This is a genomic window from Pseudomonas sp. PA-6-3C (genome assembly GCF_021605825.1).
In the GTDB taxonomy this organism is placed as follows: Bacteria; Pseudomonadota; Gammaproteobacteria; order Pseudomonadales; family Pseudomonadaceae; genus Aquipseudomonas; species Aquipseudomonas edaphica.
Genome location: NZ_WKDV01000005.1, coordinates 132,168 through 156,440 on the forward strand (window position 1 = coordinate 132,168; position 24,273 = coordinate 156,440).

At 62.9% G+C, this 24,273-nt stretch carries 14 protein-coding genes; 2 read left to right on the forward strand and 12 right to left on the reverse strand.

What is annotated here, in order from left to right:
• Positions 1-13 precede the first annotated feature (13 nt).
• Positions 14-11,392: an autotransporter-associated beta strand repeat-containing protein gene (locus tag GIW48_RS05815; protein ID WP_236472924.1), complete on the reverse strand. Its 11,379-nt coding sequence runs from the start codon at positions 11,390-11,392 to the stop codon at positions 14-16.
• Between the two features lie 302 nt (positions 11,393-11,694).
• Here GIW48_RS05815 and GIW48_RS05820 point away from each other — a divergent pair, with 302 nt between their 5' ends.
• Positions 11,695-13,503 carry a monovalent cation:proton antiporter-2 (CPA2) family protein gene (locus tag GIW48_RS05820; RefSeq protein WP_099549260.1) on the forward strand — a complete coding sequence of 603 codons (1,809 nt, stop codon included), beginning with the start codon at positions 11,695-11,697 and terminating at the stop codon, positions 13,501-13,503.
• A 72-nt stretch (positions 13,504-13,575) separates the two neighbouring features.
• A complete protein-coding gene (locus GIW48_RS05825; protein WP_017139634.1) occupies positions 13,576-14,133 on the forward strand; it encodes a hypothetical protein in 558 nt (185 codons plus the stop codon).
• A 134-nt stretch (positions 14,134-14,267) separates the two neighbouring features.
• Here the strand turns inward: GIW48_RS05825 and GIW48_RS05830 are convergent, their stop codons facing one another.
• The 11 genes from GIW48_RS05830 to GIW48_RS05880 all read right to left on the reverse strand — a co-directional run bounded on the left by GIW48_RS05830 (position 14,268) and on the right by GIW48_RS05880 (position 24,263).
• Positions 14,268-14,987 carry an alpha/beta hydrolase gene (locus tag GIW48_RS05830; protein WP_236462659.1) on the reverse strand — a complete coding sequence of 240 codons (720 nt, stop codon included), beginning with the start codon at positions 14,985-14,987 and terminating at the stop codon, positions 14,268-14,270.
• 11 nt (positions 14,988-14,998) lie between these two features.
• The gene (gene cobF, locus GIW48_RS05835) at positions 14,999-15,754 is read right to left on the reverse strand and encodes a precorrin-6A synthase (deacetylating) (RefSeq protein ID WP_236462656.1); all 756 of its coding nucleotides are present in this window, start codon (positions 15,752-15,754) and stop codon (positions 14,999-15,001) included.
• Between the two features lie 9 nt (positions 15,755-15,763).
• Positions 15,764-16,354: a histidine phosphatase family protein gene (locus GIW48_RS05840; protein WP_236447468.1), complete on the reverse strand. Its 591-nt coding sequence runs from the start codon at positions 16,352-16,354 to the stop codon at positions 15,764-15,766.
• 105 nt (positions 16,355-16,459) lie between these two features.
• Positions 16,460-17,440 carry a LysR family transcriptional regulator gene (locus GIW48_RS05845; RefSeq protein ID WP_017139638.1) on the reverse strand — a complete coding sequence of 327 codons (981 nt, stop codon included), beginning with the start codon at positions 17,438-17,440 and terminating at the stop codon, positions 16,460-16,462.
• Positions 17,441-17,493: 53 nt separating this feature from the next.
• The gene (locus GIW48_RS05850; protein ID WP_017139639.1) at positions 17,494-18,435 is read right to left on the reverse strand and encodes a peptidylprolyl isomerase; all 942 of its coding nucleotides are present in this window, start codon (positions 18,433-18,435) and stop codon (positions 17,494-17,496) included.
• Positions 18,432-18,911 (reverse strand): YbjN domain-containing protein, encoded by a 480-nt coding sequence (locus GIW48_RS05855; protein WP_099549256.1) that lies wholly within the window; start codon positions 18,909-18,911, stop codon positions 18,432-18,434. The genes GIW48_RS05850 and GIW48_RS05855 overlap by 4 nt, the downstream gene beginning before the upstream one ends.
• Positions 18,912-18,930: 19 nt before the next feature.
• Entirely contained in the window at positions 18,931-19,560 is a 630-nt protein-coding gene (locus tag GIW48_RS05860) for a hypothetical protein (protein WP_017139641.1), read from the reverse strand.
• An 18-nt stretch (positions 19,561-19,578) separates the two neighbouring features.
• A complete protein-coding gene (locus GIW48_RS05865; protein WP_099549255.1) occupies positions 19,579-21,279 on the reverse strand; it encodes a putative porin in 1,701 nt (566 codons plus the stop codon).
• Positions 21,280-21,321: 42 nt separating this feature from the next.
• Positions 21,322-22,023 carry an energy transducer TonB family protein gene (locus tag GIW48_RS05870; protein WP_099549254.1) on the reverse strand — a complete coding sequence of 234 codons (702 nt, stop codon included), beginning with the start codon at positions 22,021-22,023 and terminating at the stop codon, positions 21,322-21,324.
• Positions 22,024-22,026: 3 nt separating this feature from the next.
• A complete protein-coding gene (locus tag GIW48_RS05875) occupies positions 22,027-22,452 on the reverse strand; it encodes an ExbD/TolR family protein (protein ID WP_017139644.1) in 426 nt (141 codons plus the stop codon).
• A gap of 11 nt (positions 22,453-22,463) precedes the next feature.
• Complete coding sequence (locus GIW48_RS05880; RefSeq protein ID WP_236463031.1) at positions 22,464-24,263, reverse strand: DUF2341 domain-containing protein; 1,800 nt, start codon at positions 24,261-24,263, stop codon at positions 22,464-22,466.
• Between the last annotated feature and the right edge of the window lie 10 nt (positions 24,264-24,273).

Here is a 24,273-nt window from a genome sequence, read left to right on the forward strand (position 1 = left end):
TACTCGGCTTTGATCAGAAACCGAGGGAGAAGCTGATCGTCATCGCATGGTCTTTATCGTTGCGCGACAATTGGCCGGAATAGCCCAGGCCCAACTTGCCATTCTGACTGATCTGGTAGTCCACGCCCGCTTCCACCACCGCGCTGTCCTTGGCGATCGGCACACCTTGGGTGCTGAACGATGCACCGCCGTTGATAAAGCTCAGGTCGGCATCCGGCTTGGTGTCGCCAAAGGCATGACGCCAGCCGATGCTGCCCCGTGGGGTGATTTTCGAGCCGTTACCCAAGGTGATGGTCTGGCCGATGCGCACGCCCAGGGTCGAGAAGGTCACGTCCTGATCGGCATCGCCGCGCAGGGCCGCCGAACCGCCTTTCTCCTTGATCGTGTCGCTGTCGTAGTTGACGTAAGCCAGGCCGGCGAACGGTTCTACTACCACTTTGCCGGTTTCAATGGTGTAGCCCACTTCACCGAACACTTGCGCGCTGCGCGCTTTGTAGTCGGCTTTGAGGCGTTGCCCCACGCCGCCTACGGCCACATCGCGTTTGCTTTCGATGTCGTGCCAGCTGTATGCCACGCCCATGCGAGCGGCGAAGGCTTCCTGCTGGTACGCGGTGTAGGCCATCAAGTGGTAGCTGTCGACGTCGGCGCTGGAGCTGCGGCGCTTGGCGTCCAGGTCGCTGCGGGTGTAGCCGGCGGCCACACCGACGCGCCAGGCGTCATCCACTTGTTTGTCGGTGCCGAGCAGGAAGCCGCCGAGGTTGCGGTCCAGCTTGGCGGTGTTGCTGTCGCCGCCCATGTGGCCCCAGGTGCCCAACACACGCATCCAGCCGACCATTTCGCCGTGGCAACCGGCGCTGCTCAGGCGGTTTTCGCTGGGCGCCAGGCTGTTGCGTGGGTCATCTTCGCGGTAGCAGCCGGGCTGACGCAGGCGCTCGTTGACCGCGTCACGCACGTAACGCGAATCTTCGAGCATGGCGCTGGCGGTGCTGGCATGAATTTCCCCGGACAAACTGTCGAACGCGGCGCGCGCCCCGGCAACATTGGAGTTGAGCAGCGCGTTCTGCACCGTTGCGCCACCCACCGCGGCACCGCTGTCCAACGCGGCGGCCACGCCACGTTGGTTACCAGTGGCTGCCACGCTGGCGTAGCTGACGTTGTTGCGGCTAACCGCCAGCGCCACCTGAGTAGGGCTGTAGTTCAACGCGGTATTGAGGAACGCCAGGTTCTCCAGGTTGGTGGTGCCGAAGGTGCCGTTCACTGCACCCGCCGTGAGCAGCGTGTAGGTGGCCGGGCCGGCGTACGGCGCCAGGTTGACCACATTCAACGTGCCGCCCAGGTTCGCCGTACCCCCAACGGCCAGGGAGCCGGTCGACGATGGGGTGATGAGCAGGTTCAACGCGCCGGTACTGCCATTAGTGAAGTTACCGGCCACCGTCAGCTTACCGTTATCAGGTGTGACGCTGCCGTTGTTGACCAACGCGCCGACGCTGCCGTTGCCGGTCAGGCCTGCACCGTTGGCGACGGTCACCTGCCCACCAAACACCGCGCCTGGGTTGGCCGCGTTGCCGACTTGCAGTACGCCCTGGTCCACCGCCACCGTGCCGCTGAATGGCTGGTTGCCGGTCAGCAACAGCGCGCCTGCGCCTTGTTTGGTAATGCTGCCGGTTCCGCTCAATACACCATTAAAGGTGCCGTTAGTGGGTTGGACAAACAACAGTTGCGCATTGTTGAGGATGCGACCCTGCAAGCTCAGCGTGTTACCGGCCAGCGTACCGCCACTGACGGTCGTGCCACCGGAATAGGTGTTGGCGCCGGTCAACAGCAAGGTGCCGGCGTCAAGTTTGTTGATCGACCCGGCCCCCACGATTGGCGCAGCCACTTCGGTAGTGACGCCCGAATTGACACGCACCACTGCGGCACCGGTTGGCGACAAGGTCCCACCTGCGCCTGCCGTCAGCGTGTAACCAGGGTCAAGGAATTGCAGGCCAGTAAAGCCTTGGTTACCGACCACGGTGACCGTACCGCCCTGCCCGCCGAACACGGCAAACTGGTTATTTGACGCCTGGCCCTGGGTACCGGTTGGATCGGTCCAGTTGGTGCCTGGGCCCCAGGTACCACTGCCGCCGGTGATAGTGCCGTCAGGGTTGGTGGTGCCACCGTTCCAGAACTGGATTTGCCCCGGCGTGGTTTGCACCAGCAGGTTCAGTTGGTTGGCCAGCGCCGTTTGCAGGCTCAGATTACCCACGCCGACCGGCAGCGAGCCGAGGGTCAGGCCGTTGTCGGTCAACGCGCCGCCGTAGCGGAACAGTTGATAAACGCCGAGGCCGAAGCCCCCGGCATCGGTAACGTTGAGCGTGCCATCAAGGGTCAGGTTGCCCGCCACATTCACCGCCGTGGTGGATGCGCCAGGCGCGCCGAGGGCGAAGTCCAGGGCAGTGCCCGACGACAACGCCAGCGAACCCACCGACAGCGGCGTCGCCGCCCCGGCCTTGAGGGTCGAGCCATCGGCCATCGTCACAGCACCGCCCAGGCTGCCGCTGCCGCCAAGGGTCGCGCCGCTGGCTACCTGCACCGCTGCGCTGTTCAAGGTGCCGTTGACCAGCAAGCTGCCGGCGTTGACGTTGGTGTTGCCGGTCAAGGTGTTGTTGCCAGTCAACAGCAACGCGCCGGTGCCGGTTTTATTCAGCACGCCTGCGCCGGTAAGGTTGCCGGTGTAGGTGCCATCGGTGCCTTGCTCGAAGGTCAGGGCCGCATTGTTGGCAATCGCGCCTTGCAAGCTGTTGGTGTTGCCGGTGGTGGTGCCGCCGTTAAGGGTGGTGCCACCGCTGTAGGTGTTGGCGCCGGTCAACAGCAGCGCACCGTTGCCGTTTTTCACCAGGCTGCCGGTGCCGCTGACCACGCCGTTAAGCGCTAGTGCATTGCTGCCGACCAGGGTCAGCGGCCCACTCAGGCTGATGGCGTTGGCCAGTTGCAGGTCGGTGCTGCCATCCAGCGCCGCAGCGCCGCCGACGGTGAGCGCGCCGCTGCCCAATGCGGCGTTATTGCCCAGGGTCAGTTGCCCGGCGTTCAGGCCGGTGCCGCCACTGTAGGTGTTGGCGCCGTTGAGCGTCAGGGTTGCCGCGCCTTTTTTCAGCAGGCTGCCATTGCCGCTGATACTGCCGTTAAGCGTCAGCGCATTGCTGCCGCCGATGGCCAGTGCACCATTGAGTACCGCAGCGTTGCCGAGTGTGACGGCCGCGTTGCTGTCCAGGGTGGTGCCGTCGGCCGCCGTCAGTGCGCCACTGCCCAGCGCGCTGTTATTGCCGACCACCAGCGTGCCGCCATTGAGCGCAGTGCCGCCGGTGTAGGTATTGGTGCCGTTAAGCACCAAGGTGCCAGTGTCGAGTTTGGCCAGGGTGCCAGCACCACCGAGCGTGACGCCCAACGTTGCGGTGGCGTTCGGGTCGACACGGATCGCCGTGTTGCCGGTGCCGCCATTCATCAGGTTGAGCACGCCCGCCGTGCCGGAGGCCAGGTTGTAGCCATCGGTGACGAACTGCATGCCGGTGAGGTTTTGCGTGCCCTCCACGGTCACGTTACCCGCCGCGCCCTGGAACACTGCAAAGCTGTTGTTCCAGTTCTGGTTGAGGGTGCCGTCAACGTTGGTCCAGTTGGTGGTGCCAGTGCCCCAGGTGCCGTTGCCGCCGTCGATGGCGCCGTTGCCGATCAGGTTGGCGCCGTCCCAGAACTGCACGGTGGTATTGGGCGCAGTCACCAGCAGGTTGACCTTGTTGCTGATGGCCGTCTGCACTTGCACATCGCCCGGAATCACACTGCCCGGCAAACTGCCAAGGGCCAGGCCATTATTGGTGAGTGCCCCGCCGTAGTTGATGATGTTGTAGACGCCGCTGCCAAAGCCGCCGATATCGGTGACGTTGAGTTTGCCGCCCAAGGTCAGATCGCCGCCGACATTCAGCAGCCCGCTGCCACCGCCCACCACCGGCACGCCGAGGCCGACGTCCAGGTTGGCGTTATTACCCAGCACCAACGAGCCCACCGACAGCGTGCTGCCGGCGTTCAGGCCGATGTGCCCGCCATCAGCCACCGTCACCGCACCCGCTAATGAGCCAGTACCGGCCAGCGTCGCGCCGTTGTTCACCGCCACCGTGCCACTGGCCAGTGAGCCGCTCACATTTAAAGTGCCGCCATTGACGTTGGCCGCGCCGCTGATCCCATTGGTGCCGCTCAGGTTGAGCACGCCGGTGCCGTTTTTATCCAGGTTACCGGCACCGTTGAGCGTGCCTGCGAAGGTGTTGTCGAGGTTGCTGCCACCCACCGCCAGCGTGCTGCCGCCCGCCACTTGAATCGCGCCGGTACCGGTCAGGGTATTGAGGCTGGCATTGCCACCCAGGTTGAGGCTGGCACCGCTGCCGACGTTGACGCCGGAGGTGTTGCCCAAGGCCGCGTTACCTGTAGTGGTCACACTGCCGCCGAGCACATTGAGTGGACCGGTGAAGGTGTTGTTACCACTGAGCAGCAAGTCCGCCGCGCCATTTTTGATCAGCGCCGCATTGCCGGCCAACACACCCGCCAGGGTCAGGTTGTTGTTACCGGCCACACTGAGGTCGGCATTCAAGGTGACGGCGTTCGCCAATACCAGCGGCACGCTGTTGTCCAACGTACTTGCTCCATTGACGGTCAAGGCGCCGGAACCCAAGCCCGTGGCATTGCCGACAGTCAGCGTACCGGCCGCAAGGGTGGTGCCGCCGCTGTAGGTATTGGCGCCGTTGAGGGTCAGGTTGGCAGTGCCGTTCTTGATCAGCGATCCGGTGCCATCAACCACACCGCCAAGCGCCAGGTCGTTGCTGCCAACCACGGTCAGCGCAGCATTGAGCGTGGTGTTATTGGCCAGCGCCACTGCGGCACTGGTATCCAGCGTCGCTGCGCCGTTGACGGCCAGGCTGCCGGTGCCAAGTGCCGAACCATTGCCCAGTACCAAGCCACCTGCGTTCAACTGCGTACCGCCGAGGTAAGCATTGTTGCCGTTGAGTGTCAGGTTGCCCGCCCCACTTTTAGCCAGGCTGCCAGCCCCGGTGACCAACCCATCAAGGGTCAGGTCGGCGCTGCCGAGAATGCCCAGGTTGCCCGCCAGGTTCACGGCGTTTGCCAGGGTGACTGCACTGCTGGTATCGAGCGTGGTGCCTGCCGCCGCATTCAGCGCGCCGGTGCCCAGCGCAGTGTTAGAGGCCAGGATCAACCCGCCGGCGTTCAATGCCGTCGGCCCTGCATAGGTGTTGTTGCCACTCAAGGTCAGGCTGGCGATGCCGTTTTTGATCAGGCTACCGGTGCCGGCCACGCTGCCGGCCAGGGTCAGCGCGTTGCTGCCGCCGACTGTCAGCGTGCCGTTGACGTTCACATCATTGGCCAGGCTGACAGCGGCATTGCTGTCCAGGGTGGTGCCATTGGACGCGGTCAACGCACCGCTGCCCAACGCACTGTTATTGCCGACCACCAACGTACCGCCATTGAGCGCGGTGCCGCCGGTGTAGGTGTTGGCGCCATTGAGCACCAAGGTGCCCGCATCCAGCTTGGCCAGAGTACCGCCGCCATTGAGGGTGACGCCCAGGGTCGCGGTGGCATTCGGATCAACGCGCACGGCGGTGTTGCCGCCGGTGCCATTGAACAAGGTCAAGGCCCCCGCCGTGCCGCCGACCACGTTGTAGCCGTCGGTGACAAATTGCAGACCGGTAATTGCTTGGGCGCCGTCCACGCTGACAGTACCCGCCGTGCCCTGGAAGACCGCAAAGCTGTTTGGCGCCCAGGCGGCGTTGAACGAACCGTTGACGCCTGTCCAGTTGGTGGCGCCACTTGTCCAGGTACCGCTGCCGCCCTCGATGCTGCCATTACCGGTGGTTTGGCTACCGTCCCAGAACTGCACGGTGGTGTTGCCGTTGACCAGCAGGTTGATCTGGTTGCCGATTGCTGTTTGCAGGTCCAGGTCGGTGGCCGGGATATTCACCGGCAAGCTGCCCAGCTGCAGGCCGTTATTGGTCAGGCCGCCGGTGTAGTCGATCAACCGGTAGATACCGGGGCCGAAGCCACCGATATCGCTGACATTCAGCGTGCCATCCAGGGTCAGGTTACCGCCCACATGAATCAGCGCCGTGCCGCCGGTAGACGGGGCACCGAGCCCGGCATCGAGGTTGGAGTTGGTATTGAGCACCAACGAGCCGACTGTCAGGGTGTTGCCCGAGTTGACGGCCAGGTGGCCACCGTCGGCAATGTTGACGGCCCCCACCAGGGTGCCGGTGCCGCCGAGGGTGGCGCCATTAGCCACGTTCACGTTGGTACTGGCCAGCGCGCCGTTGACCAGCAGGCTGCCGGCGTTGACCTGGGTGTCACCGGTCAACACGCTGAGGCCGCCGAGGGTCAAGGCACCGCTGCCGATTTTGTTGAGACCGCCCAACCCGGCGAGTACGCCGCCGAACGTGCTGTCGAGGTTATTGCTGCCGACACTCAAGGTGCTGCCGGTGCCAACAACGGCCACGCCGTTGCCGGTGAGTTCACCCAGGCTGGCCGAGCCACCCAGGTTCAATTGCGTACCACTGCCCAGGTTGACCCCGGCGCCTGCGCCCAGCGCGCCATTACCCACGGTGGTAAGGCTGCCTGCTTGCACATCGAGCAGGCCGGAGAAGGTGTTGTTGCCAGTCAGGGCCAGGTCGCCAGTGCCGGTTTTGATCAGATTGGCGCTCCCCCCCACCACACCCGCCAGCGTCAGGTTGTTATTCAGGCTGCCCACCGTCAGGTTGGCATTGACGTTGACCGCATTGGCCAGCACCAGTGGCGTGCCATTGTTTAGGTTGGCCGCGCCGCCCACCGTCAAGGCGCCCGTCCCGAGGGCTGTCGCGGTGCCCAGGGTCAAGGTACCCGCATTGACGGTCGTTCCACCGCTGTAGGCATTGAGGCCATTGAGGGTCAGGTTGGCCGCGCCATCCTTGACCAGCGCGCCGGTGCCCGTGAGCAGGCCTCCCAGGGTCAGGTCATTGTTGCCAGCCACCGTCAACGCAGCGTTCAGCACAGCACCATTGCCGATGCTCAGCGCGCTGCTGTTATCGAGCGTCGATGCACCCCCCACCGTCAGGTTGCCCAGGCCCAGCGCGAGGTTATTGCCCAGGGTCAATGTGCCCACGTTCAGCGTCATGCCGCCGAGGTAAGTATTGGCGCCATTGAGAATCAGGTTGGCTGCGCCATTTTTTGTCAGGCTGCCAGCACCATTGATTGCACCGCCCAAGGTCAGGTCAGCCGTGCCGCCTATACCCAGGTTGCCTGCCAGGTTGATCGCGTTATTGGCAGTGACCGCCGCACTGGCATCCAGTGTCGTGCCGCCAGCCGCATTCAACGCGCCAGCGCCCAAGGCATTGTTGGCGGCCAGGATCAGCCCACCCGCGTTCAAGGCCACAGGCCCGAGGAAAGTGTTACTTGCGCCCAGGGTCAAAGTGGCCGCGCCGTTTTTGATCAGGCCGCCAACGCCGCTGATCCCGCCATTAAGGGTCAGCGCGTTGCCGCCCGCGACAGTGGTGTCGCCGTTCAAGAGCACCGTGTTGCCCAAGGTGATGGCAGCATTACTGTCCAGTGTCGTCCCGGCCGCTGTCGTCAACAGGCCGCCGCCCAGTGCAGTGTTGCTACCGACGATAAGCGCGCCGCCATTGAGCAAGGTGCCACCGGTATAGGTGTTGGCGCCGTTGAGCACCAGGGTGCCGGTGTCGAGCTTGTTCAAGGTGCCGGCGCCATCGATATTGACCCCGACGGTCGCGGTTGCGCCCGGATCTACACGCATCGATACATTGCCACTGCCGCCATTGATCGCAGTCAATTGCCCGCCTGCGCCGCTGACCAGGCTGTAGCCGTCGGTGACAAACTGCAGGCCGGTAAAGGCTTGCGGGCCTTGCACGGTGACCGTACCGGCAGCACCGGTGAACACCGCAAAGCCACTGGACCAAGGAGAGTTGGTCAAGCCGTCGGCGGACGTCCAGTTGGTACCGCCGGCGGTCCAGGCGCCCGTGCCGCCATCCACCACGCCGTTGGCGATAGCTTGGCTGCCGTCCCAGAAGCGGATATTGGGCGCCGACACCACCAGGTTGACCTGGTTGCCGACCGAGGTTTGTACCAGCAGATCGCCGAGGCCATAACCCACGGGAACACCCGCTACCGTCAGGCCACCGGTCAGGCCGCCGGTGTAGTTGATCAGGCGATAAGTGCCCGCGCCAAAACCACCGGCATCGGTGACGTTCAGGTTGCCGGCGAGCGCCACGTTACCGCCGACATTGAGCAAGGAAGTGAGGGATGGCGCACCGAGGGCAACATCCAGGTTGCCACCCGCGACCATGTTCAGTGCACCGGCTGACAAGGTATTGCCGCTGCTCAAGGCCAAATGGCCGCCGTTATTGACGTTCAACGCGCCCAATAACGAACCGGTACCGGTCAGCGTACCGCCGTTGTTGACATTGACCTGGGCGCTGGCCAGGGAACCACTGAGGTTCAAGGTGCCTGCATTGATCGCCGTGTTGCCAGTGACGCCATTGATGCCGGTAAGGTTGAGAGTGCCGGTGCCGACCTTGATCAGCCCGCCAGCGCCACTCAAATCACCATCAAAGGTACTGGTGGTGTTGACCCCGCCAACGGTCAAGCTGTTGGCGCCACTCAGTTGCACGCTACCGCTGCCGCTCAAGCCGGCCAGGCTGACGTCAGTGGCCAGGTTGACCCCGGCGCCCGCACTCACATTAACCCCGGAAGTGCTGCCCAAGGCATTGGCATTGAGCAACGTCAGGCTGCCGGAGACCACGTTCACGGCGCCGGTGAAGGTGTTGTTGCCGGCCAGGGTCAGGTCGGACAAGCCATTTTTGATCAGGTTGCCAGCGCCGCTGACCACGCCGTTCAGGCTCAGGTCGTTGTTGCCGGCGACCGTAAGGTCAGCATTCAGCGCAATGGCATTGCCGATGCCAAAGGACGCGCTGGTGTCCAGGGTCGCCGCACCGCCGACGGTCAAGGCGCCGCTGCCCAGGCCATTGGCGTTGCCCAGGGTCAAGGTCCCTGCATTGAGGTTGGTGCCGCCGCTGAAGGTGTTGTTGCCGTTGAGGGTCAGGTTGGCCAGGCCACTTTTGGTCAGCGGCCCTGCCCCACTGAGCACACCCGCCAGGGTCAGGTTATTGGTACCGCCGGCCGTCAACCCGGCGTTGAGCACAACGTTGTTGCCTAGGCTGAATGCCCCGCTGCTGTCCAGCGTCGACGCGCCGCCAACGGTCAAGTTGCCCAGACCCAGGGCTGAGTTGGAGCCCGCCGTCAGGGTGCCCGAATTGAGCGTGGTGCCGCCCAGGAAGTTGTTGACGCCGTTGAGCACTAGATTGGCGGCGCCGTTTTTGGTCAGGCTGCCAGCGCCATTGATCGTACCGGCCAGCGTCAGGTCGGCGGTGCCGCCAATGCCCAGGTTGCCGGCCAGGTTGACCGCGTTGGCGAGGGTCACCGCCGTCGTGGCGTCCAGCGAAGTGCCCGCAGCCGTATTCAGCGCGCCCGTCCCCAGGGCGGTGTTGGTGCTGAGCAACAAGCCGCCGGCATTCAGCGACGTTACACCGCTGCGGGTGTTGTTACCGGCCAGGGTCAGCAGGCCCGCGCCGGTTTTGGTCAGGCCGCCGACGCCGGACATCACGCCGCTCAGGGTCAGTGGGTTGGCGTTGAGCAGGCTGAGATCGCCGGTCAAGACGACATTGTTGTTCAGTAATGAGGCGCCACTGGTGTCCAGGTTGGCAGTACCTGTCACATTCAGGTTGCCGCTGCCCAGGGCATTGTTATTGCCCAGCACCAGGGTGCCGGCGCCCAGGTTGGTGGCGCCGCTGAAGCCGGTGTTGACGCCATTGAGCGTCAGGCTGCCCGCGCCGCTCTGGGTAAGCCCACCGTTGCCGGTAATGGCGCCGTTCAGGCTCAGCGTACCGGCCACATCGGTCGTCAGGTTGTCGTTAAGCGTGAACGTGTTGGCAAGGCTGACTGTGCCAGGCGCCTGCAAAGTCGATGCGGCCGTGACGGTGACAGCGCCGCTGCTCAGCGCCAGGTCATTGCCCAACTGCACCGAACCGCCGGACAGCGTGGTGGCGCCGGTGTAAGTGTTAGCGGCATTGAGGATCAGTTGACCCGTGCCCGCCTTGGTCAAGCCGCCGGTGCCCGAGAGCACGCCGCCCAGGGTCAGCCCGGTATTGGCGCCCTGGACGGTCAACCCGCCGGTGCCCAGCGTGAGCAGGTTAGCCAGCGTCAGGTTATTGGCCGTTGCCTCGATAACCCCGCCATTGGCGGTGATTGCCCCAGTACCGAACGTCGCACTGTTATCGAACTGCGAAATGCCACCATTGAGCGTTGTGCTGCCGCTGACCAACGGCCCCTGCAGCGTCCAGGTGCCGCCGTTGATGGTCAGGTTGTTGAAGTTGACATAGGTGGCGCTGGACGCCGTGCCAGTGCCGCTGCTGCCGGTGGCGCCGGGGTTTTGCAGGATCAAGGTGTTGCTGCCGTTTGCGCCGCCATCCACCTGGCCGGTGGGGGCAAACGTCAGGTTTACGCCCAACAGGCCGCCGAGGCTCAAGCCGATACCGCCACCCGAGGACACGCTCGACCCGGTCACCGCCGTAAAGGTGTTGGTGCTGTTTGCTCCCATCGACACGCCGCCGGAAATGGTCCCGCTGTTGACGAAGGTATTACCCAAAGTGGACGCCTCGAAGGCAACCCGCCCGGTGAGCGTGCCACTGTTGGTCATGTTGACCTGGCCGCCACCTTGCACGGCGACCACTGGCGTGTCAGAGGCAAACAACGTAAGACCCAGCAACGAACTGGAGCCGAGGGTGCCGGCGTTGGTGAGGGTGGTGGTGCCACCGACGCCATTCGTGACGTTCAGCGCCGCACCACCCAACGAAGTCAGATTAAGCCCCAGCAGTGCGCCGGTACCGCGGATGATCCCGGTGGCCGTGTTGGTGATATTCACCGTACTGGCCGCGGTATTGCCCACCACCACACCGCCACTGAGCACGGATACAAACCCGAGCAGCGCCGGGTCGATGGTGCCGGAGTTGTTCAGTGTGGTGTTGTTACCGGTCAGGTTCAACGCAATGCCGCCCAACGTTGCGTTGAGCTGCGCGCCAGGGTTGACGTTGACCGTCAGGTCATTCACCGCACTCGAGAAGGTGTTCAGAAACAGCGGTAACGACGGCACCCCCGTACACGTCACCGTGGCACCCGCCGTGGGGCTTGCGGGCGAGCAGGCCGCCATCGCTTCGGGGCTTGCAAGGCCCATCACCAGCCCCGCTACGCCGAGGCGAATAGCAAGAGAAAGCGCAGAAATACGAGGTACAACGGCAGTAGCAAGTCTTTTATCCACGCTCAACTCCTTGTGGTCCAAGCCTTTCATCCATGGGTGCGTACAAGCTCAACTTTATTGATCCACACGCATCGAATTCGAGATACCTGACCGTGGTGACAATTGATCCAATTTGTCGAAACGGTAGTAGACCTACAGAAAAGTCATTGAATTAAATGGTATTAATACTTTCGTAAACTCCCTGTCAGAATGGGATTACAGCCAGCATCCATTGACTGTCGCGACATAAATACAAGTTTCCAAATGTAAAAAAGGCGCTAATAACGCCCTGTTGATTCGCTTTAAAGATCTGGGAGATCTCAATGCCCCATGAAGGCAACCTGTTACAAGCAGCCGTGGTGTTCCTGCTCGCCGCTGTGTTGACCGTGCCTTTGGCCAAGCGCCTGCAATTGGGCGCCGTGCTGGGCTATCTGTTTGCCGGTGTGATCATCGGCCCGTCCGTGCTGGGCCTGGTGGGCAACCCGCAGAGCGTGGCGCAATTTTCTGAACTGGGCGTGGTGTTGCTGCTGTTTATCATCGGCCTGGAGCTGTCGCCCAAACGTTTATGGGTGATGCGCAAGGCGGTGTTCGGCGTCGGCCTGGCCCAGGTGGTGCTCACCGGCGTGGTGATGGGCGTGGCGGCGCTGTGGCTATTTGGTCAGCCGTGGAACAGTGCAATCGTGCTGGGCCTGGGCCTGGCGCTGTCCTCCACTGCCTTTGGCCTGCAAAGCCTGGCCGAACGCAAGGAACTCAACCAGCCCCACGGGCGCCTGGCCTTTGCCATCCTGCTGTTCCAGGACATCGCGGCGATCCCGCTGATCGCCATGGTGCCGCTGCTGGCCGGCAGCGATCACCCGACGACCGAAGCCCAGGGCGTGCAACACGTGCTGCAGATTCTGGGCAGCATCGCCGTGGTGATCATCGGTGGGCGCTACCTGTTGCGCCCGGTGTTTCGCATCGTCGCCAAGACCGGCCTGCGCGAAGTGTCCACCGCCACCGCGCTGCTGGTCGTTATCGGCACCGCGTGGCTGATGGAACTGGTGGGTGTGTCCATGGCCCTCGGTGCCTTCCTCGCCGGGCTGCTGCTGGCCGATTCGGAATATCGCCACGAGCTGGAATCCCAGATCGAGCCGTTCAAGGGCCTGCTGCTGGGCCTGTTTTTTATCAGCGTGGGCATGGGCGCCAACCTCAGCCTGCTGCTCAGCACGCCGTTGATGGTGATCGGGCTGACCTTGCTGCTGATCGGCCTGAAACTGCCGCTGCTGTACACCGTGGGCCGGCTGGTGGGTGATCTCAACCGCGAAAGCGCCTTGCGCCTCGGTATCGTGCTGGCGGCGGGCGGTGAGTTCGCCTTTGTGGTGTTCAAGATCGGCCGCGACCAGGGCCTGTTCGAGCCGCACCTTTACGATGTGCTGGTGCTGACCATCACCTTGTCGATGGCGGTGACGCCGCTGCTGTTGCTGGTGTGCCCCAAGCTGTTCAAACACAAGGCCAAGACCGTGGAGGTGCCGGAGGAATACCGCACCATCGAAAGCGATGCGCCCCGCGTGGTGATCGCCGGCATGGGCCGTATGGGCCAGATCGTCGCGCGGATCCTGCGCGCGCAAAACATCTCGTTCATTGCCCTCGACACCTCGGTGGAAACCATCGAGCTGACCCGCAGCTTCGGCGGCATGCCGGTGTTCTACGGCGACCCGCAGCGCCCGGAAATCCTGCATGCAGCCAAGGTCGACCAAGCCGAGTTTTTTGTGATCGCCATGGACGACCCGGAAATAAATATCAAGACCGCCGCCCTGGTGCGCAGCCTTTATCCGCACATGAAAATCATCGCCCGCGCACGTAACCGCCAGCACGTTCACCGCCTGGTCGACCTGGACGCCTCGCCGGTGCGCGAGACCTTCTACTCCAGCCTGGAAATGAGCCGTCGCACCCTGGTCGGCCTCGGCTTGAGCCAGGCCCAGGCCGATGCACGCATTGATCGATTCAAAAACCACGACCACCAGTTACTCGCCGCTCAACACGCGGTGTATGACGACGCGGCCAAAGTATTGCAATCGGCCCAGGAAGCCCGCACGGAACTGGCGCGGCTGTTCGAGATGGACCGGCTTCAAGAGGAGTCCGACAAGGTGTGAACTTAGGGATGAACGATATTGCGAAATTTCTGACAGAATATGCCGCAATTTCGTTCATCCCTGGAGCGTTTCATGGCCACTTTCACCAAGACCGCCGTCCTGCTGGCCCTTGCGCTTACCGCCGGTAGCGTGTTCGCCGCCAGCAAGTCCCCTGCCACCCAGACCATCTCGACCTTGGGCGGCAAGTTCACCTTCAACCTGCCCAAGGCTTTCGTCGCTGACACGTTGCCGACTGGCAAGGTCGAGGATGGCACCGCCGACACCCAAGGCACGCTGTACGCGAACTCGACCACGAAAAGTGTCGTGATCGTCGCCGAAACCGTGCGCAACGATGGGGCAACCATCAAGGACAATGACCCGCAGTTTCTCGATGGTGCCGTGGCGGACTTCGTCAAGGACCAGAGCGCTGCCCTGCCCGACTTCAAGAAGCAAAACGAGAAAAAGCTGACCTTCAAAGGCCTGGGCCTGCGCCAGGTGGACAGTACGGCGACCCAAGGCGGTGGCAAGACCCTGAACTCCACATTCCTCGGCGGTTCGGGCAACCATCTGCTGGTGATCCAGGCGATTTCGCGGGCGGATGACGTGAAGGGGCATGCTGAGCTGGTGAAGCAGATTACCGGCGGCAAGTAACCTGGTTTAACAAACAACACACATCAACTGTGGGAGCTGGCTTGCCTGCGATAGCTATTTACCAGTCGACCTATTGGGTGACTGATACACCGCTATCGCAGGCAAGCCAGCTCCCACATTGTTTAACCGCGTTTTTACTTCAAACTATTTTCCAGCCAGGCTTTGAGGTCCTGTATTTCAGCCGCGCTCACGGTATGCGGCATGCCCATATACCCATGAAACTCAGGCTTCAGCCCCAGCCCCAGCAACACCTCATTGGCGCGGGTGGCCGACGCATACGGCAGCGCCTGGTCCAAGGTGCCATGGCCGATAAAAATCGCCAGCTTATTCAATGACTCATCAGGCTTGAGCTCAGCCTTGAGCACCGGCAACACGCTGCCACTCAGCGCCGCAATCCCGCGCACCATGGCAGGCTTTCGCAAGCCCACCTCATACGCCATGATCGCGCCCTGGCTGAACCCCACCAGGAACACCCGATCGCTTTGAGTGTGGTACTTGGCCGTGGCCTTGCTGACAAAGTGTTCAATCAGCTGGGCGCTGCGCTGCAAATCCGCCGTCTCGCCGTCGTAATCACCCTCCCCGGGCTTCTTGGCAAACCAGCGATAACCACTGGGGTCCACCGGCATCGGCGCGCGGGCCGACAAATAGGTCCAGGTGGACGGCAACGCGTCCTTGATGCCAAACAAGTCTTCTTCGTTGCTGCCAAACCCGTGCAGGAAGATCACCAGGGGTTGGTTGCGCGCATCACTCTGCGTCTGCTCCAGGTAGGCCAACGGCAAGTCCGTGTGCAAGGCATCATCGGCGTGGGCGGCACCGGCGACTAACGCCAGCGCCAGGGCGAACAGTTTGAACATGGGCATCAACCTCAGGGTTTGCGCAACAGATACGTGTCCATGATCCAGCCATTCTCCAGGCGCGCAGCCTTGCGCACCCGTTGGATTTCGTCGGCCACTTCACTGACTTTGCCGCTGATCAGTATTTCATCCGGGGTGCCCAGGTAGGCTCCCCAGTAAATATCCATATCCTGGTCGGCCACAGTGCGGTAGGAGTCCTCGGCATCAAGCATCACCACCAAGGTATCGGCATCACTTGCCTGCCCCGCCGCCAGCCGGCGCCCGGTGGTGATCTCGATCGAGCGGCCGATACGGTTGAGCGCCACCTTATGCTGGGCCGCCAAAGCCTGCACGCTGGTGATGCCAGGAATGACTTCGAACTCAAACGCACAACGGCCGCTGGCCAGAATCGCCTGCAAGATGCGGATGGTGCTGTCGTACAGCGCCGGGTCGCCCCACGCCAGGAAAGCGCCCACTTCACCGTCGGCCATTTGCTCGTTGATCATGCGCTCGAAGGTCAGTTGCTTGTCGCGGTTCAGGTCCTGCACGGCGGTGGTGTAGTCGATATCACCGCGCACGCGCTCGGGGCAATCGGCCTCGACGAAGCGGTAACCGGGCTCGGTGATGTAGGTTTCGCAGATCTCGCGGCGCAGGTCGATCAGCTTGTCTTTGCTCTGGCCCTTGTCCATCAGAAAAAACACGTCGGTGCGGTTCAGCGCCTTTACGGCCTGCATCGTGATGTAGTCAGGGTTGCCGGCGCCAATGCCGATGATCAGGATGCGTTTCATGGGGTGCTCTCATTGCGGGGCGTGGATTTTGCCATGTTCATGGCACTCGGCGTGAGTTTCCAGGCGCAGGCGCCATACAGTGTTGAAGCGCAGCTCGGTGGCGGACAGCGGCTCGACGTCGATCAAGTAGAACTTCGAGAGAGGAAATTGCATGACGTACAGCAAGGCGGCACGGATCACGAAGGGGTGGGTGACGGCCACGACATGGCCGGCGTGGCTTTCGAGGGATTTGATCCAGTGCCCAACCCGCGTGCAGAGCTGCTCTACCGATTCACCGCCATGGGGTGCGGCGGCGCTGTCGGTCATCCAGGCCGCCAACGCATCGGGGGCCAATTGATCGATGGCCTGGCCTTTCCAGGCGCCGAAATCAACATCACGCAAAGCATTTTCGATCTGCGCGTCGGCACCGAACAGGCCCGCCGTCTGACGGCTTCTGGCCTCGGGCGCGCTGACTAACCGCATGGTTTTCTTGAAACGCCCGGCCAGGGATAACGCCGCTCCTTGCCAATCCATCGCGACAGACTCGTCATCGGGAAAACGCCCGCGCTTTTGCAGCGGCGTGACGGCATGGCAAATCAAGGTCAACCGGGTGGCCTGCATCACTCTTCACTCTGTTTCATGGCGCAGTCCGCGGAGACTGGCGAGGTTGTCTCGATATATTACAACACACATGAAACAGGATGCCTCTCGGTACTCAGCAGCCCGTCAATCAAACCACTCCCGCCGCCCTTCAAACGTCCCCACAATCAGCTCCACCACCATCCGCACCGCTTCAGCATCATGCGCCTGGGCATTCACCGCCAGCCACACCTGACGCTGCATGGTCTCGCCCATCAACCCGGGCAACGCCACCAACCCACGGTCGAAGCTGCCCATGTAGTGCGGCAGCAGGCCAATGCACGCGCCGCAACGAATCATCTCCAGCATCAGCGAATAGGCCTGCACTTTCACCACCGCCGCCAAGCGCTGTTCGACCACGCTGTTCCAGGGTTGCAAGGCCTCGACCTGCACATCCGGCTGCCACTGCACCAGCATGTAGTCATCCAGGTCTTCCACACTGTCCGGGCGCGTGGTCAACCGCGAATAGCGCTTGGCGATATGCGGCAAATACTGCAAAAGCGCCAGGCGCCGCGGCGGCTCGGTGGCAAAACTCGGCCCAGGTACCGGCCCGTCGGCATCCGACAGCCATAACACCACGTCCACATCCACCGCCTGCAACGACAATTGGCTGTCGATGGAGATGATCTCCAGACGCACACTGGCATTGCGGCGCAACAACGCGATCAGGTCGCGGCCGAGGATGTCATGCAGGATCGGCTCAGCAACGGCCAGGCGTATCAGCGGCTGTTGCACCATCACCGGCAGGCGCCGCTCGCGAGCCAGGCTCACCAGTTGCGCTTGCAGTTGCAAGCCGTCGCGGCTCAGCGCCAAGCCATTGCCTTGATAGCTGAACAGTGAGCGGCGCAGTTGCTCTTCCAACTGCGCCAGGCGCTTGCGCAACAGCGTGGCCTTGATATTCAAACTGCGCGCGGCTTGCATAAAACAGCCACACCGCGCGCTGACCAAAAAGTAGCGCACCACCTCCGGCTCGATCTCCTCTGCCAGGGCCAGCCAGGCGCTGCGCGGCTCGTTTGGCGCGCGATAGGCTGCAGCCCCCTGAGGGCCGGACGGTTCTAAATATGCCATGGGAGACTCCCTGTCGTGTCGGTCGATACATCCAGTGCCAAGCCAGGCCGGTGTTATTCCAGCACCTTGTTCAGCTCGGCACCGTCAATGCTCAAGGTCGCGGTATTGAGCATGCCTTCCAGGTAGGCCTTGGCGATCTGTTCCTGGCGTTGGGCGCGCAAGGCTTGGGTGAGGCGTTCGCGCAGCTCATCAAGGCTGGCGGTGCGTGCCGGTTGTTGGCCGGTCAGTTTGAGCACATGAAAACCGGCCGCGCTTTGCAGCGCATCCGACACCGCGCCGACTTTGAGGCGCGAAACCACGCCACGTACTTCCGGCACCAGTTGCTGCAACGGTTGCAACCCGGAGTCACCGCCTTGTTGAGCGGTGCCAGGGTCCTGGGAATATTGTGTGGCCAGGGCGGCAAATTCAGCCGGTGCAGCCTGGGCCTTGCGGCTCAGTTCCTGGGCCTGGCGGCGCACGCTGTCGAGGTTTTGCGGGTCATTGACGGCGAGGAAAATCTGGCTGACCCGGTACAACGGCGGCGTCATCCATTGGGCCTTGCCGCTGTCGTAGGCCTGCTGCAATTCAGCTGCGCTGGGGTAGTCGGCCGGCACTTGGCTGACCGACAGCATGTAGTCACGGAACACTATCTGCTCAGTGGCGGCGCGGGTCTGCTGCTCCACCTCCGGGCGCTGACGCCAGCCCTGGGCATCCGCCTGTTCGAGCACGGCTTTTTGCGCCAGGCGTGAACGAATCCAGGCTTCCAGTGCGCCACGGTTGCCGCGCAGTTGTTCGCGGGTTTCAGCCGGCAAGCCGGCCAATACGCGTTGCAGTTCAGGCAGGTCGATCTGCTGGTTACCCAGGCGCGCCACCGCCGGGCCTGCGCCTTCGGTGTTCACGCCCGGCGCCGGCTGCTGAGCGGCGACCGGGTCAGCACCCGGTCGCAGACTCAACCCTACCGCCACGACCAGCAATGTCAGCGCACCGGCGCCGACCAGCAGGGTTGGTTTTTTCACAGGACAGGCGCCTCTTCATCCACCGGTGCTGCGGCCGCCTGGGCCTGCAATTGCGCGGCTTGCTGGCTGTAATCGCGCAGGTACACGATAAACTCCTGCAGCAGTCGGTCCCACAATTCCAGTTGGCTGCGCAGGTGCGCGGCGCCCACGCCGGCAACCACCACGTCCATTTCCATCAGCAAAAATTCACCCTGCAACGACAGGCGGGCAAAGCGCCGCGAGGCGTTCCACACCTCGGCCAGCCCCTTGGGCAGTTCACCTTGTACTCGCAGCGCGCAGCTGTAGGTGAAGTCCACGTAGCTGCCCTGCTCGGCCGCCGCGTTACCAAAACGCACGGCAAAACCGATGCCCTGGCTGGCGCTGAGCAGTTGCACGATGCCGTTCTGTTCGGTCTGGTTGACCCGGTAGCCGGCTTCCTGCAGCAACTCGGTGAGGCTTTGCGGGGTGACGCTGGAGATCAGTTGAACATCGCTCATAGTGTCTCTTCCTTGTTGATCATTGATTAAGGGCGGTGTGCGGAGCATCAAACCGATTAAGGTATAGCTCATCTCCAAAACCCTGGGCCAGTTCCTCGAACTTGACCCGCGCGCTGCTGGCGAACGGCTGGCGGATGCTCATCACCTCGGCCACGTCGATTTTTTCGTAAGCCGCCAGCAGTTGCCGGGCCACGCCGTACATCTGTTGATTCTTGGCTGAACATTGCTGCACTTGTGTGTCACGTTCGCTCAGTTGCGCCTGCAGGCGGGCACGTTCGGTTTCCTTGCCCTTGGCCAAAACCAAGAGCTCGTCATAGGCCTTCTTGAACTTGCCGATCTGTTCATTGCTCGCCGTCACCTGGGCTTGCGCCTGGCTGTGCAGGCTCTGTTGCTGGCCGGCCAATTGCTCGGCCGCACCCCGGGCCTTTTCCAGCTCGGCCGTCAATTGCTTGATCTGCGCCTGGGCCTGCTTGGCCTGTGCTTCGGCGGCGATACGCGCGGCACTGGCCTGGGCCTGCTCGCTTTGCAACGCCTGCAACTGTTGGGTGGTGCTACGCAGTTGAGTGCGCAGGCGCTCCTCCATGCCTTCGGCCGAAGCGCCCGTGGCCACCAGCACCAGCAACAGCCCGCCTAAGATTCGCGTGTTCATGTGGCATCTCCCTGCGCATCAAAAGCGCGTGTTGAGTTCCAGTTGCATCACATCCACTTCAAACGGCGCGCCATACACTTCGGAGGCGCTCAACCAACGGGCGCTGGCGTAGATGTTCTTGTCGATGCCGTAGTTGCCGCCCACGAAATAGCCCTTGGCGTTGGTGCCGCCCAGGTGAAACGAGGAATCATTGAAGCCATCCGGCAAGGCGTCGGGCTGGATGTATTTGTAGCCGGCCAACAGGTTCCAGTCGCCGCGCTTGCGCATCTCGAACGCGTTGCCGAGGGTGAACTGCACCATCGCCGCATTGCCGCCGCTTTCAAACTGGCCCTTGCTGTTGATGTTGTTGACGATCTGGCCTTCGCTGCGCTTGAGCATCTCGCCCTTGTCGTAGGCCAGGTTGTGGATGTAGTTGCCTTGGGTGCGCAACTTGAAGTCGCTGGGCAGCTCGGCGTCCCAGGCCAGGTTCAGGTCGAGCACGTCGAACTTGGAGGCCAGGCCCACAAACTGCGGCTGCGGGGTCAACCCAGGTGTGGCCGGGTTGGGGGTGATATCGCGCAGCAGGAACACGCTGTTGCCCTTTTGCATAAAGGCCAGGCGCGAGCCGTCGCTGTCGCAGGCGGGTTGGCCGGCCCACGGCCTGCACGGGCTGGAGCGTTGGCCTTCGATATCGTCGAAGTGGTAGTACGCCATCGCACCCTTGAGGCTGTTGCTGCGGTTGATCTTCCAGTTGGCGCCAACCTGGCCGCCGAACAGCCATTTGGTGTCGCTGTCTTCCTTGTCGAAACCGTTGCTGCTGGACGCGTCGGAGGTGTACTCCACGGGGAATACGCCGAGGGTGCCGAATACGCCCCACTCGCTGTTCAGCGCATGGTTGAAGTTGGCCGCAATACCATCGAAGTTCAGGTCCGGCGAGTACAAAATGTCGGTGGAATAGAACGGGTTGGCGAAACGCCCGGCGGTGAGGGTCACGTCCGGGGTGGCTTTCCAGCTCAGGTAACCCTGGTCGAGCCAGATGTCCTTTTTACCGAAGCCGCCGCCCAGGGTCTGGGTGGTGGACACCGGGTTATTGTCCGAGCCGGTGCCGATGCGGATACCGGCGGTCCACTCCGGCGTAATCAGCGCTTTCATGCCCAGGCGAGCGCGCAGGCGAAACAGGTTTTCGCGGTCTTTATTGGCGTTAAGTAATGGCGGCAACTTGGTGTTGGTGTCTTTGTTGACGTCATACGGGCCGCTTTCATTGAGCTTGGCGTAGTCGACGATTTCGTTGCTGTTGTTGCCCGAGAAGTAGCGCGACTCGTCACGCAGGCGAATATCGCCGTCGAAGCTGACACGCGACACCCAGTCCGGGAAAGTATTGGGCTGCGCCCAGTTTTCCTGCTTGGCGGTGGCCATGACTTCGGCCTTGACCTGGTCACGGATCTGGTCACGCACCGCTTGCGGCACGTACTGCACGCGCACATCACCAGGCGCCGCCGTCGGGCCGCTGGCAACCACCGGCGCAGCAGCGGCTTGCCGGGCCTGCTGGGCTTGTTGTTCGGCCTGGGCGATCAACCCGTTGGCGGCGTCCTGGGTCAGCACACCTTGCTGCACCAGCAGGCGGATCAGGTTGATCGTGACGTTTTCCGACGGTGCAACCGGGGCAGCCGTCGCCTGGCCAACCAGGGTCGCGATGACCATGCCGACCGCCAGGGTCAGTCGATTCACGGGGGAAATCATGTATACGCAACTCCTGTAAAAACCTGCAAGAAATGGGTGTGATCAATCCGGGCGTCGGCCCTTGAGCGACAGGCGCACCGGCATCGTCACGGCTGCTGGAACGCGTTGTGTGGCATGGGTTGCGCGCAAGGCGGCGAGCACTTGCGCGTCGGTCTCGGCATCGCCGCTGGACTTCACCAGCTCTGCACGCACAACCTCGCCTGCGGCGCTCAGCCACAAATCGGCCTGCACCGCATACGCCTTTTTGCGTAACTCGGGGTCATCCCTCAGCAGCCGTTGAAACAGCCCCGCCAGGTACTGTTTGTAGGTGCCGGTGCCCAAGCCGCCGCCACCGGAACCGGCCATGCCGCCGCCCTTGCCGGCGCCGATGTTGAACGCGTCGTTGCCGGACTGCGCATCGCCATCGATCTGCATCGGGTTGGCCAAGTCATCGGCGGGCGAAGGCGGGGCTTCTTCCGCCGGCTTAACCTCTTCGGGCTCAGGCGTGGGCACCGGCTCCGGGATTTTTTCTTCAACCTTGGGCTCGGGCTCCTTGGGTTTTTCCGGTGGTGGTGGCGGTGGCGGCGGCAACGGGATAATGGTCGGCACCTTCGGCGCTTCGCGGCGCACGCCACTCATGTCATTGGCCCACTGCCACAGGAACCAGGCCGCCAGGGCGGCCAGCAGCAGGCCAGCGCCCCACTTCAGCGGGCGCAGCAGCTTGTTCTTCACGGGCATGGGCGGGATCGGCATCTGTGCGGTCATGGTTCAACCCTGGCTCGGCTTGCCGGTGACCAGCCCGACCTGGGACAGCTCCAGCCGGCGCAGCAAGTCGAGCACCTCGATCACCTTCTGGTACTGCACCATGGCGTCGCCGCGCACAATCACCGGGAAGTCCGGGTTCTGCGCCTTCTCGATGCGCAGGCGCTCCTCCAGCTCGCCCAGCGTTACCGGGTAGGCGTCGAGAAACACCTGGCCGCCGTCGTTGACGGAGATGGCCTTGGTCTTGGCCTCGGACAGCGACACCGAAGCACTCGCCTTGGGCAAGTGGATCTGAATACCCGACACCTGGGCGGTGGCGGTGAGGATAAACATCACCAGCACCACCATCAGCACGTCCACCAGGGGCGTGATGTTAATAGTGTCGACGGCGGCGTCATCGTCATCGTCGTGGGCGGCATTTACGGAAGCCATGCTGATTCTCCTCAGGCCGGAACGGAGGCGTGGTGGCCGCGCGAGTGGGCGGCTTCACTGAACTGGCTCTCGCCGTGCATTTCCGCCAGGCGGGTGATGAACTCGTCGACAAATACGCGCATGTCGGCGCTGACTTCCTTGTTGCGCGTGATCAGGCGGTTGTAGCCAAACAGCGCCGGGATCGCCACGAACAGGCCCATGGCCGTGGCCAGCAAGGCGGCCGCCATGCCGGGGGCGATGGCATTGATGTTCACGTCACCGGCCATGGCCGTGCCGAGGAACACCACCATGATCCCCAGCACCGTACCCAGCAGACCGATGTAAGGGCCGCCGGCGATGGCATTGGAAAGGGTCGACAATTTCGAGCTCAGGGCCTGGTTTTCGCGAGTACGCACGCCGTCCATGGAGCAGCGGATTGCTTCGATGGTGGCCGCCGAAACCGATGAGGTATCTGCGCCCTGGGCACGGCGGGTGCGGATCTCCTTGACCGCCACCAGGTACAGGCGCCAGAGCGAAGAGTGGCCCAGGCGCTCGGCCAGTTGGGCGTCATCGGCATACATTTCCAGGCGGGTGCCGATCTGCGCAAAGTGCTCACGGAAGATCTCGTTGGCACTGCTCACGCGGCCGACCTGACGGTTCTTGCGCAGCATGATGAACCACGACTGAATCATCATCGCCACCAGCACCAGGATGATCACCCAGGCGTCAATCGGCACGGCCTTGAGCAAAAAGCCCAGGCTGCCGAAACCGAAGCCCGACTGTTCTTCATCCACGCCATACGCCACCAGCTTGGATTCGGCACCCTGGGCGCTCGCATCGGCCAGCAGCAACGCAGCCGGGCGCGACACTTTCGACAGGCGCAACTCATCCATGGCGCCAGCAAACGGCAGGTGCGTACTGCCCGCCTCCGGCACATCGGCACCGATCGCCGTCTGTGTAGTGAAGGCCGGCAGGGCCACGGCCAGGTTCGCGGTTTCGCGGCCATTGACGTACAGCGCGACTTTTTCACCCTCGGCGGTGAACGCCAGGTGTTGCCACTGGCCCGGGTTCAACGGTTGGGTGGAGACCGCGCGCTGGCCGTCGATTTCCACAAACGGCGTGCCTTGGTTCAAGCCCAGCAACAGGCTGTGGGGGCCATCGCGACGGGCCAGGACGATTTGCTCGCCACTGGCCTGGTCCAGGCGCAGCCAGGCACTGAAGGTCAATGCACTGCCGGCGGCGTGTTGCAGGGATGGGCTGGCCGGCAGCATCAGCGGCTGGCCGCCAAACTGCAGGGCGCGGCCGATCACGCCATCGATGCTGGCGCCGGTGGCGTTCAGCGCGGTGTTGCTGTAGGCCGTGGTGTCCCGGGCCAGGGTGCCGTTGGCCCCGTCAAAATGGTAGACGCCGGTGTAGTTCGGATCGAAGGTGAGTTGGCCGTTGGCGATGGCCGGGGCTTTTTGATTGCCGTAGTACATCCAGATTTCCTGGCGCTGGCCGCCTTCGACCTTGGGCACGTCGACCCAGATCAGCGCCATGCCCATCAGCGGGTCGAAGCTTTCGACCTGGTGATTGAACACGGTCTTGTCATCGGCGCTGACAAAGCGCAAATCGCTGCCATCGTCCTTCACCCCATCAAAGGTGAAATTACCGGTGTGCAGGCGCACCAGCAGCGCAGTGCGGCCCAGGGCTTGATTGATGCCCGCGCCTTGGGCGGTAGTGTCCACGGTAATCTGTTTGCGGTAGTGCCAATCGTCCTGCCACCAGGCATGGGCGGTGGCCGGAAGCGCGAAGCCCAGGCAGATCAACAGGCTCAGAAATAGGCGTTGCATGGTGAAGTCT